The sequence below is a fragment of the Terrisporobacter hibernicus genome, assembly GCF_020809405.1.
Classification (GTDB): domain Bacteria; phylum Bacillota; class Clostridia; order Peptostreptococcales; family Peptostreptococcaceae; genus Terrisporobacter; species Terrisporobacter petrolearius.
This window is the reverse complement of record NZ_CP081135.1, coordinates 473554-488465: the sequence shown is the minus strand read 5'-3', so window position 1 is coordinate 488465 and position 14912 is coordinate 473554. Positions and strand designations below refer to the sequence as shown.

Genomic DNA, 14912 nt, shown 5'->3' with positions numbered 1-14912 from the left:
TAGATTTATAATATTTTAATTTTGGGGGGAAAGATATGAGGAATAAAAACACTAAGAAATTAAGTCAAAAAATTATTAGCTCTTTTCTTGCATTTATTATGGTGTTTACCTTATCTACAGTATCATCAATAAAATCTTTTGCACAAGAAGTGTTAACACAAAAAGTACATGTAATAGTAGAAAATACTACGTACTCTAAAAAAGATGGAGCAGCATGGGATGGAACTTTAGTAGATGATTGGGTAAAAATTGAAGACAATATGACTATGATGGATGCAATAGTTAAAGCACTAGATAAGGTGAAAGCTACACAAACAGGTGCAGAAAATAACTACATAAGTGAAATCAATGGACTAAAAGCATTTGATGGTGGATCTAGTTCAGGATGGATGGGAACTAAAAATGATTGGTTTGTTAATCTAGGATTTGGGGCATTTAAAGTAAAAGCTAATGATGAAATTAGAGTAATGTATACTACTAAGTTTGGATCAGATATAGGTGGAAATTATAGTAAGAATGATACATCATTAAAAAATATAGATTTTAGTGAAGGAAGTTTATCACCTAAATTTAGCAGTGAAACTAAAGAGTATACACTAGCACTTGGAGATACTAATAAAATAACTGTAAAACCAACAGCTGCTAATAAAAACTACCAAGTAAGAGTATATAAAGGTGAAGATGTAGACACATCAAAAGAAGGATATAAAAGAAGTGAAGAAATAAAAGTACTAGATGGAGAAACTATAAAGGTTATATGTGGTGATAAGTCTTGGCCAGGATCAGGCCAAAATATAGAATCTAGTACATATACATTTAAAATAAAATCAAATATTAAATCAAACACGGCTCCAGTAACGAGCAAAGAAAGTGACAGTGCTAGTATTAAGCTAGGAGAAACTTATTCCCTAGATTTATCTAAAATATTTAGTGATAAGGAAAATGACAAATTAACATATAAAGTATCAGTTGATAATAAGGAAGAAGTAGATGCGGATTCAAATTATTCATTTAAACCAGAAAAATCAGGGAATTATAAACTAAAATTCATAGCAAATGATGGAAAAGAAGCATCAAAACCTTATACATTAAATTTATCAGTAGATGATGAAAAAGCCTATGAAATAAAGACTTTGGACACAGAAAATGGACAAATATCAGTAGATGTAAAAGAAGGTAAATTAAATACAAAAGTTACTTTAACTGTAAAACCAGATGAAAATTTTGCAATGGATACATTGGAAATAAAAGACAAAGACGGAAATGATATAAAAAGAGAAATAGATCAAGACAAATCTGATGGTATTAATTATATATATACATTTAAAATACCTTCTTCAGCTGTGAAGATAAAGGCCACTTTTGATAAGGCATATACATATAGCATTGAAGGTCATGATTGGTATAATATGTCCTCCTTAGAGGTATACAATAGATACGGTGAAATAGTAAAGCCAAAAAAACTTAAAGAATGCCACGGTAATAGATTTGAGAAAGGTTCTTACCATCTGACAGCAGGTGAATATAAATACACTTTCTTTGGATATGAAAAAAATATAGGTAGAAAAGGAACGTTCCAAGTAGAAAAAACTAAGGAAGAACAATCAAAAACTTTTTTCCCATTTGAAATATATATAAACGAATATAAATTAAATGAAAAAGATAGCAATAAAGTAAATATAGAAATAACAGATCCAGATGGAAAAATACTTGATATAAAGCCAGGATATAAAGAGAAAACATTTCAGGATTATTATTATGTGTTAGAAGCTAAAGGAGAAGATAAGAAATATAAAATAAAAGTTACTCCAGTAGATAAAAATGTAAATTACACATTTACTACTCAAAATTGTGATTCAAACGATCAAATATATACATATGTAAGTGCTGAACTTGATGGATCAAATTGTACAAGTACTAGAACGATAAAAGTATATTTACAATCTAAATCTGAAGATCCAATAGAATATAGAGTAAATAAAGGGGCAGGTCTTCATCTATACAATATATATGGAGAAGCATACAGAGAGCTTTTTGAAGTTAAGCCACTGTCTGTAGATACATCAAACAAAGAATATGATAGTTATAAATTCCAAGTGCCCTCAGATCACTATAAGTTAGTAGCAGGTGGAGGAGATACGCAATACGTTAAGACAACTAAACCATATTTTTATTTAGATACAGAGAAAGTAAAAGAAGCCATTACCCTAGATTTAGTAAAGAAAAAAGACTATGAAGAAAATCCATACTATCGTAATAAGTGGGATGATATCTATACAAATATTACTGATGAAGGTAGTCATGTAAATATGAATGTGGGAGACACCCAAAAGCTAGAAACATTTCGTGTTTGGCAGGGAATGACAAGTCCCGTTTCAAATAAATTTGTTGAACCAGATAAACATTATGAAGTTATATATGGAAAAGACAATTTATCTATAGAAGAAAAAGGCAAGGAAGGTAGAAAATATGTAAATATGACTGGTAAAAAAGAAGGAATAGCAGTTATTAAAATTACATACGATCCTTTAATTGAAGGTCAAGAAGCAACTAGTGATCCTGGATTTGACAAGAAAAGAATATATGGATTTAATGCAATAGATAAAGAACAAACAGGAATAGTTATAGTAAATGTAGGTGGTAGCAGAGGAGATATAGATCCTAATTTTAAAGTAAGAGATAGAAAATGGACAAAATACGATACAGTATATTTTACTGGAGATACAACATATCCAGATGGAACAGTTGTAAAAGGCAAAGGATATGGAGAATATACTTTTACACCATCTAAAGGTGTTACAGTAGAAACACATGATCCAATACATATAGATAGTGATTTTGCAAATAATTGGACAAAATACGAAGCAGATAAAAATGGTTCCTATACTATTAAAGTTAAGACTGGTAGAAATATAATAAGAATGACATCTGGTGATAATGTACTTTATTATGTATTAGACGCTATGGAAAGTGATATAAGCATATCTAATGATAGCAATAAAGGTAAGGAGCTTAAAGTAGGAGATAAAGCAAGTGTAAGCTTTACAAATTTAGAAGTGCCAATTTATAAAATGGCTACTATATATAACCCAGGTTTTCCTGATAGAACATTCTTAGTGTATGATTTAAATGGAGAAACTATAGAAGGTCCTCATAAGCAATATTCTGTAAATAGCCCTTTAACATTTACAATAGATAAAAAGGGTACTTACAAATTATCTAAAGGAAAAGTACATGCACAGCATATGGGAAGTCCTCTAGATACTCATTGCAAAATACCACAAGAGGGTCTATCACCAAACTTTAATGCAGGATATGGAGATAATGATATTTATTTTAATATTATGCCTGATATACAAATAAGTGTAGATGATGAAGATACATCAATACCAAGAGCTAAAGTATTAGTTAATGATGAAAAAGGTGGAAAAGCTACAGTAGAAAAAGTAAGTGAAGATGTAGACAATAAAACAGCAAAATATAAACTGACAGCAACAGCAAATGAAAACTATGAATTTGAAGGATGGAGCCTTAAAGGATCAGATGAAATAGTATCAACAGATGCACAGTACCAAGTAGAAATAGATAAAAATACAGAGTATGTGGCAAACTTTAAGTTAGCATATATACAAGATAAAACATTAAGATATACAGTATTAGAAGATGAAACATTGTCAGTAAAAGAGCCACTTGATGAAAATGTTACACAAGTTGTAATTCCATCAGAAGTAGAAGGAAGAAAAGTTGTAGAAATAGGAGATAGAGCATTTTATTCTTGCCAAAAACTAACTAAAGTAGAATTAGCCCAAGGATTAAAAGTGATAAAAGCAAGAGCATTTATGACTTGCACCTTATTAGAAAGTATAGAAATACCGGAAACAGTAGAAGAATTAGGTCAATCAGTATTTGCAGGTTGTGAAAACATGAAGTCAGCAAAACTACCAAGTAAATCATTAAAAACAATACCAAGATCATTGTTTAATGGTTGTAAGTCATTAGAGAGTATAGAAATACCAGAAGGAATAGCAGTATTAAAAGATTCGGTGTTTACAAATTGTGTAAGCTTAAAAGAAATAAGACTACCAAAGAGTTTGACAAATATAGAATATCCTGAAATGGTATTTAGATATTGCCAAGCACTAAAAACAGTAAAAGGATACAAAGGAACATATGCAGAAGAATTTGCTAAAAAATACAACTATACATTTGTGGACTTAGATGTAAAAATGCCAGAAGCAACAGTATCAGCTAATGATGAAAAAGGTGGAAAAGCTACAGTAGAAAAAGTAAGTGAAGATATAGACAATAAAACAGCAAAATATAAATTAATAGCAACAGCAAATGAAAACTATGAATTTGAAGGATGGAGCCTTAAAGGATCAGATGAAATAGTATCAACAGATGCACAGTACGAAGTAGAAATAGATAAAAATATAGAGTATGTGGCAAACTTTAAGTTAGCATATATACAAGATAAAACATTAAGATATACAGTATTAGAAGATGGAACATTGTCAGTAAAAGAGCCCCTTGATGAAAATGTTACAGAGGTTGTAATTCCATCGGAAGTAGAAGGAAGAAAAGTTGTAGAAATAGGAGATAGAGCATTTTATTCTTGTCAAAAAATGACTAAAGTAGAATTAGGCCAAGGATTAAAAGAGATAAAAGCAAGAGCATTTATGACTTGCACCTTATTAGAAAGTATAGAAATACCGGAAACAGTAGAAGAATTGGGTCAATCAGTATTTGCTGGTTGTGAAAAAATGAAGTCAGCAAAACTACCAAGTAAATCATTAAAAACAATACCAAGATCATTGTTCAATGGATGTAAGTCATTAGAGAGCATAGAAGTGCCAGAAGGAATAACGGTACTAAAAGATTCAGTATTTACAAATTGTATAAGCTTGAAAGAAATAACACTACCAAAGAGTTTGACAAATATAGAATATCCGGAAATGGTATTTAGATATTGCCAAGCACTAAAAACAGTAAAAGGATACAAAGGAACATATGCAGAAGAATTTGCGAAAAAATACAACTATACATTTGTAGACTTAGATGTAAAAATGCCAGAAGCAACAGTATCAGTTAATGATGAAAAAGGTGGAAAAGCTACTGTAGAAAAAGTAAGTGAAGATGTAGACAATAAAACAGCAAAATATAAACTGACAGCAACAGCAAATAAAGGATATATATTTATGGGATGGGCATCTAAAGAAGATGAAAGTAAGATACTATCAGAAGATGAAACATACTCAGTAACTATATCAAAAGACAGTGAATATGTAGCTATTTTCAAAAAAGAAAATAAGGACCCACAAGCAACAATCGCCTCAACTCCTGAAAAAGGTGGAAGTGCAAAAGCTGAAATGAAATCAAACGATAAAAAAGAAGAAACAGCAACATGGATTTTAACAGCAAAAGCTAATACACATTATGAATTTGTAGGATGGATAGTAAAAGGTACAGATAAAGTAGTATCAACAAATGCGACATATGAGGTGACAATAGACAAGGATACACAATATGTTGCAAAATTCAAATATGTAGGAGAATACCCAATAGCAAAAGTTGAAGCAAATAAAGGAGGCCAAGCAGATACTAAGCTAGTAAGTAAAGATGAAGAACAATTAACAGCTAAGTGGATTTTAACAGCAAAAGCAAATAAAAATTATGAATTTATAGGCTGGACATTAAAAGGCTCAGATAAAATATTGTCAAATGAAAAAACATATGAAGTAACAATAGACAAAGATACAGAATATATAGCAAAATTCAAATACGTAGGAGAATACCCACAAGTAAGCTTAGATACAAATGAAGAAAAAGGTGGAGAAGTAAGTTTTGAACTATTGAGCAAAAACGAAGATGATTTAACATCTAAGTGGAAACTTAAAGCCACTACAAACAAAGGATATAAATTTTTAAAATGGGTAAAATCAGGAGATGATGATACTATTTTAAGTGAAGATGCAGAGTATACTGTAACTATAAGTGAGGATACAAAATTTATAGCCGTCTTTGAAAAAGAAGAATTAGACAATGACAATACAGATAACAATGACCCATCAGATAACAAAGACAAAGATGACAACGATAATCAATCAAGTGACAATGACAAAGACAAAGATGACAACAATAATCAATCAAGTGATGACAAGGATGACAATAAATCAGATAATCAAGATAACAATAAATCAGATAATAATACTAATCAAAATACTAACAATAATAATGATTCAAATTCTTCAGTAAAAACAGGAGATCAATCATCAATATGGCTTTACAGTGGAATTTGTATTATAGCAGTTTGTATATTAGGATTTGTTATATTTAACAAAAGAAAGAAAAGTTAAGAATAAATATTAGAAGAATAGTTCAAGCATAGTTATTAAATTTAAAATAAGAAGGATAGATAAATTTGTATAGGAGCAAATTTATCTATCCTTTTTTTAAACAATAATATTATAAATAGTTGTGGTAATAAAACATACAATAAAAGCTATGGCTGTAGGAATTAAAAATCCTAAAGCAGTCCATTTAATACTATTTGTTTCTTTTTTTATAGTTAGCAACGTGGTAGCACATGGCCAGTGGAGCAAACTAAACAACATCATATTTAATGCTGTTAAATAAGTCCAACCATTATTTTTTAGTAACTCGCCCAATGCTGAAAGTTGATCAAACTCGATCATTTTACCAGTAGCCATATAACTCATAATTAATATAGGTACCACGATTTCGTTGGCAGGAAAGCCTAAGATAAATGCCAATAAAATAAAACCGTCAAGTCCTATTAGTTTTCCAAGAGGATCTAAAAAATTAGCAACGTGAGATAATATGCTCATATCACCAATATATATATTTGCAAAAATCCATGTAATAATTCCTGCAGGAATTGCCACTACTATAGCTCTTCTTAGTACAAATAGAGTTCTATCTATAATAGAAGTGTAGATTACTCTTCCAATTTGTGGCGGTCTGTAAGGTGGTAATTCCAGAGTGAAGACGGAAGAATCCATTTACCACTACAATAGAGTTCTATACAAAGGAGATAGAACAATGAAAATAGTCATTAAATTAGAGTATGAAAAAAAGTTAGATTTCAGTAATGAAAAAGTAGTATTACTTAATACTAGAGAAGTATTTGAAAATGCTAAGAAAGCTAAAGAGGAGTTAAGATTGAAAGTCACTACACCTATTATAAGAGTATGTAGGAGCATCGAAAAATCTGCAGGTAAAATAGATGGTAAACCTATGATATGGGTATTTTATAAAGATTACATAAATATGAGTGAAGATGATATAAATAATAGATTAAACCAATCTAACAATAAGTCTGTTATTTGCATAAACACCAAAGAAGTATTTTATTATTTATCTGATGCAGGTAGAAAGTATAATGTAAATCCATCCTGCATTACAAGATGTTGTAAAGGTAAACAAAAGACAACTGGTTTACATCCAATTACAAAAGAGCAACTAGAATGGAAATATTATAGCAATGTAGAAATATGACGAATTAAAATAATTGAAAAGAAAATATGTAGAATATATAATAATAAATGTGAGGTAATCGTATCTCACTAGTGTGAAAACCAATTTTAAATTAGTGTGAATGGTAATCTTGGATGTGAACTTGATTGCCAAAATAAATAATTAAGGATGCGAACTTAATTATTGAAAATATAACTGTGTATTCGTTTTAAAAATGTGTGTTGTTTTTGGAAACAAGAACGGATAAATAGATAGTAGGGTGCGAACTACTATCTATTTTTATGGAAAGAAAATAATAGGGTATAGGGAGTATGACATTATGAAGTTTAATAAAAAATTATTAGGACTAGTTATTGTATCAACATTAACATTATCATTTGTAGGGTGTGGCTCAAGTGAACTAGATGAACAAAAAGAATCAGAAAAACAAGCAGAGCAACAACAAGAAACAAATGTTGATTTAAATAATCTAACATCTTATGAAGATGTAAAGAGTGCATATGATGCAAATATAGAAAAAATAATGAACAAAGAGCAAGTACAAGAATTGGATATGAAGAGTATTAAGTTAGACGATGTAATTGAAAAGGCTAACAAGGCAAAAGATATAGTAGATACTATAGAAAATACGAGTGATAAAATATCAACTATAGATAAATTAGTTTCAATAGATGATTTATCAAATAATACAACAGAAGATACTATGAAAGAAACTTTAAAATACATAATAGCAGAATATGAGAATGGAAATTTAGAAAACAATCCAGAAACAAGTTTATATATAGTAAGATACTTAGATACTAGATTGGATAATCATCCAAATATGAAAGATGCAGATGAATTGGTATTTGACATGTATCAAATATGTAAAGATACAATAAGAGGTATTGAAGATAGTATAGATTCAAATAAAGAACAAATAAATGAAAAGCTACAATCAGTAAAAAGCAGTTTAAATTGATATTGTAATGATTCAAAAGATTAGGTAATAACCTAGTCTTTTTTTATATCTTTTTTTCATTTAAATATTAATATTCATTATATAAATATATAAATAAAAGAAACTGACATTATATTTGACGTTTCTTTTTCGCTTTCCGTTATGTTGTAGTATAAGGTTTTGATAATCTTAAAAATTTAAATACAAAGTATACAAAAGGAGAATTACATGATAAAAGAATCAAATATAACTTTTAGGGTTATAGCAGAACAAAAGAAACAATTAGAAAGAATTGCAAAAGATAGAATTTTTAGAGAAAGATAATGAATTTAAAATAAGTAGATTAGGGAGACTAAGAAAATGAAAAATGTAGAAATACCGAAGATAGAAAAATTAGAAGTGGGACAAGTTATAAAAAATTATAAACAATTATGTGAAATATTAAAGATAAAAACTAAAACTGGTGGTTCTAAGATAACTCAACTAGATAAGTTGCAGGACTTTATATCTTATCATAAAGAAGGTAATAAGTTTATTATGGATGAAATAAAGTCAACTGGTGCTGTATTGATAGATAAAAGGTCTTTAGGAAATAATACAAGCACAAGTATGGAAATAGGAGATATAATACTACATAAACTAATAACAGAATATAGAGGTAAACAAATAAATGTTACCTCTACGGAGTTGTTATATAGAATGATGCTAACATCTAAAGAATATAAGTTGTTATTAAATGATTCTGAAATGTACCAACATTTTACTGGAATAGATTTTAAATATTTAAATTCATTTGTATTAAAAGTTGGATATCAATTAAATAGAAGAGTTGAAAGTGCTTTAAATAGATTAAAAAATAGTGGATATATAATGTATGATAAAAAAATGTATCTTAAATTTAAAGATATAGATGAATCTGAATATATAAAGACACTAGAAAACGAAGAAGAGAAAAGAGTATTTATAGATTCTAGATTGTTAGCATTTAAAAAATTAAACAATATAAGAAAAGAGGAAGATAAAAAAGTAATACCAGACATGAGTATCATATTCGCATATGGAGAATACAAGAGGTTTAGATATCTTGTGTGTGATGAGCTTAATAAATTTTATGATGATGAATGTATAAATTTTTGGAACTTCTATTCAATAACAACTACAAAATTAGCATTAAAAGTTGTTCAAGATGATGTTAAATATAATAAGAATCTAGAATATGTAAAAAATGAATTTTATCAATTATTAGAACGTAATACAAAAGAAATAAAAGATAATGAGATATTAAGATTGGAGCAAGAATTTAAAAATACGATACTAGAAGAAGATAGAAATATACTGTTTGGAGAGTCACCAAGGTACAAAAGTAGCGAAATAAAAAACATTATGTATAATTTAGAGAGCATGAATAAAAACTTAATAGATTAATAAAAGTTGTCAATTAAACGTCGTATATATATTATACAAAACATATATTATATACGATGTTTAATCGACAACTTTTTAAACTAAAAACCCTAAAAACAAACCTCGTTGTAGAGAGCGAAGCGAACGGAAACGAACGACCCAGTGGCGGTCGGTCGCCACGAAGGTAGAGAGCCAAAGGCGAACGACTGGGTTTTGATAGAATAATCATTAATAATATATAAAGCCATTGCAACTCCGTTGCAATAGCTTTTTTTGTTTGTGGAAAGAAGATTGCAAATTAACTTTCCTTTGAGATTAAATTAGTTGGTCTATGCAAATCTCATATAATCTGTAGAAATTTTAGACATTTTCATATGGATTATTCTTGACCAATTTCCAAATAGTTTCTCCTAAAAAATACTATTTGGAAAATATGCAGTCTTTAGATATTAATGTTAGTGCAAATCCAACAGACTGCTTTAGATTTTCTTTTTTTGTTTTAAACTTTTTAACAAAAGAAAATCTCCTTAAAATCATACTTATTGAGTTTGTGTGGTTCTCTATAAAAATCACACACCAATACTTGAATAAAGATGTATTAGAATGATTTATGATAATTTTAAAGAAATGTTATCAAATGAATTTAAAAAGTATAATGTAACAATTGATAATAAGATAATAGCAATTATATTTAAGGTTTTAAGTGACTTAAATATAATTGAATAAATATAAATAAGAAAGTTTTGCACAAATAGGAGTGCGAATCTAATCTTTTTTTCTAGTTATTTTTTGAATTGATTTCATTGTAGCAGTTGATTTTGATAGGTGTAGTAATACACCTTCTATCTATAAATATAGCATAAGTAATGCAACTATAAATGTAGTAGGTGATGCAGGTTCAAGTCCTGCTATTTATACCAATAAAAATAATAAGAGGTAATACAATGTTGATGGAGTTATGTCAAAGATGTGGCACTAAGATAGCATATCGAACTAAGTACTGCGACAGATGCAAGACTAAAGAAGATGAGGAAAGAGTACAAGAGCATAAGATTAGGTCTAAAAAATATAATTTAGATAGGTATATCAAAGATAAAGCTAATGAATCTTATAGGTTGTTTTATACAACACAACTATGGAAGAATAAAAGAGCAGAGATATTAATACGAGATAGCCATGAGTGTCAAATGTGTAAAGCATTATGTAAATATAAACCTGCAACAGATGTACATCATATTCTTAGCTTAAGAGATAACTATGATAAGAGATTAGAGAATAATAATTTAATTAGTTTATGTCATGAGTGTCATTACAATATAGTTCATGCTTTAGATTTAAATAATAAGAGCAAAATTGAAAAATATATTAATCAAAAGATTAATAGTGATAAATTTATAAAAAAATTATTAGAAATTGAAAATTAATATTCAAAATATAGGTGGGGATAGTTTGAATTTTATTTTTTAGGAAGAGAGATTTCCCTAGAGATGGAGTGTCAAAAAAAATATTTTTGCCCCAATGAGGAAAAAGTCGAAAAGGTGGTGTAATAATAAATGGCAAAGCCTAGAGTACCAATGGAACTACAAAGTAAAAAAGTTTCAAAAGAAGAACGTGAACGAAGAATACAAACAGAGAATCAACTAGTTGGTGATAGAAGTTTATTATCTACACCACCAGAGCATTTAAATGAACAAGAGAAAGAAATATATTTGGAACTAGTAGAGCCATTACTACATATTAAAGCACTAGCAAATGCAGATAGAGAAATAATTGCTATTTGTGCTAATGCTAAATATAGGATGTTACAAGCAAATGAACTAATAGAAGAATATGGTTTATTAGTTAGTAAAGAAAATACTAAAACACATCAAGTTGAGTTAGTAGAAAATCCTGCCATAAAGACATTTAAAACCTATGAAGGAATATTTAATAGAAATATGACTGCAATCGGAATGTCTGCATCTGCAAGAAGTAAATTTGCGTTAAATGTAGAGAATGAGAAAAAAGAAAATCAATTAGATAGTATATTATCTGGTTTAAGGGGTTAATAAATGTATTTTGACAGTGAAGTATATAACACAACTGCTTATAAATACTGCAAAAGAATAGCAGATGGCAAAGTTCCAAGTAATAAGTGGATGATTTTATTCGCTAAAAAGTTCATAAACGATATTGAAAGAAGTAAGGATGATGATTATCCTTACTTTTTTGATGTGCAAAAAGCACAATTTATAGAAGAATTTATATATCAACTTAGATATACAGAAGGTCTTAAAGTTGGTAAGAATATAAAATTAGCAGATTTTCAAGCAAATATAGTACAAAATTCTTTCTGTTGGAGATTGAAAGAAGATAAAAGTATCTACAGATATAGAGAAATTATTGTATATCTTCCGAGAAAACAAGGTAAAAGCTACATTTGCTCAATCTTAGGATTAATAGCAATGATGCTAGAACCTAATGCAGAAGTTGTAAATGGTGCAGGTAAATTATCACAAGCACAAATATTAGTTAATATGGCAATTAAACTAGTAAGAAGTAACCCAGAACTAGCAGAACATTTTAAAATATATAAGAAGTACTTAGAGTTTCAAGGTAGTACATTTAAAGCAGTATCATCTAATGCAGAAAGTATGGATGGTATGAATATTTCAAATTGTATTATAGATGAATCAAAGATAGTTGATAGAGCATTGAGAGATTCACTAACAAGTGGTTTTCTTATGAGAAAAAACTATCAAACTTATATGATAAGTACTGAATATGATGTTAATGCAGAGGATAACTGGTTTGAAGAAATGTTGACTTATGGAAAGAAAGTACTAGAAGGTACTGTAGAAGATGAAAGAATACTTCCTATTCTATATATGCTAGATAGTCCAGATGAAATCCATGATAAAAATCAATGGATAAAGGCATGTCCAATATTAGAAGAAGTTCCTGCAACATCTATAGATAATGAATATAAGAAAGCACTAGAAAATCCTGCTATTATGAAGAATCTACTTATTAAGCAATTTAATGTACCACAAAGAGCCAGTAACAAAGAAGGTTACATGGATATGGACAAGTGGAAAGTTTGTGAAGTAGATAAAGTAGATTTTACTGGAAAAGAAATAACTGTATCAGTGGATATGTCTATTAGTACAGACTTATCTGCAATAAATATGATGTACTACGAAGATGGAATCTATTATACAAAGTCTATAGGATTCCTACCAGAAGAATCTTTAGTTGGAAGGAGAGAACGATTCGACTATAGATTATCAGAACAACTGGGAGAATGTCATATATTAGATGGAGCAGTTATTGATTACAACTATATAGAAGATTATATTAGGAATATTAATAAGAAATATAAATGCAAAATTAAATCAATATGTTTTGATGCATACAATTCTAATCAAATGATGATGAATTTAGCACAAGATTTTGATGTCATAGACATTAAGCAAAACTACTTTAATTTAAATACATCAACAAAAGAATTTAGAAATGCAGTATATCTAAAGAATGTTAGATATGAGAAGTCTAAATTATATACATGGTGCATGAGTAATGCAATTACAAGAACAGATGCACAAGAAAACATGATGTTGGATAAGAAAAAGAGTCAGAATCGAATAGATTTAGCAGTTGCTACAATATTTGGATTCAAAGATGTTTATACACCAGAACAAATTAAAAAGTTTAATATTGATGATATTTTCATCATTTAAGAAAACATAGAACCTTTAAAAATACAATAGAAAGGAGAAAATATGGGATTATTCGATAAATTCACTAAATCAGAGAATATACAAATAAATGATACTTCTAAAGATACTAGTAAAGTTCTTGATATTCAATTTAATGGATTCTCTAAAACTAATAGAGATATTGCAATGAAACTACCTGCATTGTGTAGTGGTGTTTCTCTAATATCACAAACTATTGCATCATTACCAATTTACAAATATAAAATATCTGAAGATGGCTCTAAAGTTAGATGTAAAGACAAGATAAACTATTTATTAAATAGGTCATGTAATGGATATGTAACATCATTCGATATGAAAGATGAATTAATAAAATCTGCCATACTCGAAGGTAATGGATTTATATTAATAGTAAGGGATTCAAAATTTGAAATAGAAAAATTAATTCCTTTGAAAAAGTCTGAATGTGAATTAAGACAGATAAATAATAGTGATGAATATATGTACAGAGTAACTAAGGATGGTTATAAAGGTGAATATCAATATTATGAAGTCTTAAACTTATGTGTTAATTCTGAAGATGGAATTAATGGTAAAGGAATCTTAGAACTAGGAAGAGAAACTATAGGGCTAGGTAATTCACAACAAAGATATATTGGAGCAATATTAGAAAATGGCTCATATACTAAGTCAATACTGAATGTTCCTTCCAACACTACACCAGAGCAGATAGAAAGTTTATATCAAAAGATGATGCGATTCTTCAGTAAAGGAAATAGTGGAAAAGTTATGGTATTACCAGAGGATGTGAAATACTCTGGAATAAGTTTAAGTCCAAGTGATTTAGAACTATTGAAACATCAAGAATTTACGATAAGTGAGATTGCAAGACTATTAAAGTTAAGTCCACACATGATAGGTGGAGCAGAAAAATCTGGTAACTATGGGAACTTAGAACAATCTAATTTACAATTTTTACAATATACATTACTACCACACCTAAGAAAAATTGAAGAGTTGTGTAATATGCAATTATTATCAGAAGAAGAAAAAGAAAGTGGAAACTACTTCTTTGAATTCAATATAGATAACTTATTGAGATGTAACAAAAAAGATGAGATAGAGTATTATACAAAAGCTTTAGATGCAGGAATATATAGTATCAATGAAGTTAGAGCTAAGTTAAATGAAAACAAGGTAGAAGGATTAGATATGCACATGCTATCTAAGTTTAATTCAATAGTTCGTGATGGCGAAGTTGTAAATACAATAATGAATCAAATTGTTGAAGATAAAAAAGAAAATTAAAAAGAAAATGAGAAGTCAGTAGCAAAAGCTAGTGACTATTTTTATATGTATTTTTACAGAAAGGG

Annotated in this window: 10 protein-coding genes and 1 tRNA gene; 10 read left to right on the top strand and 1 reads right to left on the bottom strand. The window is 28.7% G+C overall.

The window, feature by feature from the left end:
* Positions 1-35: 35 nt before the first annotated feature.
* Positions 36-6356 carry a leucine-rich repeat protein gene (locus tag JW646_RS02390; protein WP_228416453.1) on the top strand — a complete coding sequence of 2107 codons (6321 nt, stop codon included), beginning with the start codon at positions 36-38 and terminating at the stop codon, positions 6354-6356.
* Positions 6357-6452: 96 nt separating this feature from the next.
* Here JW646_RS02390 and JW646_RS02385 read toward each other — a convergent pair whose 3' ends face one another.
* Positions 6453-7022 (bottom strand): nucleoside recognition domain-containing protein, encoded by a 570-nt coding sequence (locus tag JW646_RS02385; RefSeq protein ID WP_331478053.1) that lies wholly within the window; start codon positions 7020-7022, stop codon positions 6453-6455.
* A 40-nt stretch (positions 7023-7062) separates the two neighbouring features.
* On the opposite strand from JW646_RS02385, the gene JW646_RS02380 reads away from it, so the two are divergent.
* From JW646_RS02380 to JW646_RS02345, 9 genes are all read left to right on the top strand, one after another.
* Positions 7063-7518 (top strand): hypothetical protein, encoded by a 456-nt coding sequence (locus JW646_RS02380; RefSeq protein WP_228416452.1) that lies wholly within the window; start codon positions 7063-7065, stop codon positions 7516-7518.
* 298 nt (positions 7519-7816) lie between these two features.
* Complete coding sequence (locus tag JW646_RS02375) at positions 7817-8458, top strand: hypothetical protein (RefSeq protein WP_228416451.1); 642 nt, start codon at positions 7817-7819, stop codon at positions 8456-8458.
* 339 nt (positions 8459-8797) lie between these two features.
* Complete coding sequence (locus tag JW646_RS02370; protein WP_228416450.1) at positions 8798-9862, top strand: hypothetical protein; 1065 nt, start codon at positions 8798-8800, stop codon at positions 9860-9862.
* A gap of 582 nt (positions 9863-10444) precedes the next feature.
* The gene (locus JW646_RS20115) at positions 10445-10567 is read left to right on the top strand and encodes a hypothetical protein (protein WP_255701529.1); all 123 of its coding nucleotides are present in this window, start codon (positions 10445-10447) and stop codon (positions 10565-10567) included.
* A gap of 122 nt (positions 10568-10689) precedes the next feature.
* Positions 10690-10761, top strand: a tRNA-Phe gene (locus JW646_RS02365).
* A gap of 24 nt (positions 10762-10785) precedes the next feature.
* A complete protein-coding gene (locus JW646_RS02360) occupies positions 10786-11265 on the top strand; it encodes an HNH endonuclease (RefSeq protein ID WP_228416449.1) in 480 nt (159 codons plus the stop codon).
* Between the two features lie 129 nt (positions 11266-11394).
* Positions 11395-11889, top strand: a complete 495-nt coding sequence (locus JW646_RS02355) for a phage terminase small subunit P27 family (protein WP_228416448.1) — start codon at positions 11395-11397, stop codon at positions 11887-11889.
* Positions 11890-11892: 3 nt separating this feature from the next.
* Positions 11893-13560 (top strand): terminase large subunit, encoded by a 1668-nt coding sequence (locus JW646_RS02350; RefSeq protein WP_228416447.1) that lies wholly within the window; start codon positions 11893-11895, stop codon positions 13558-13560.
* A gap of 42 nt (positions 13561-13602) precedes the next feature.
* Positions 13603-14847 (top strand): phage portal protein, encoded by a 1245-nt coding sequence (locus tag JW646_RS02345; RefSeq protein ID WP_228416446.1) that lies wholly within the window; start codon positions 13603-13605, stop codon positions 14845-14847.
* The last annotated feature ends 65 nt before the right edge of the window (positions 14848-14912 follow it).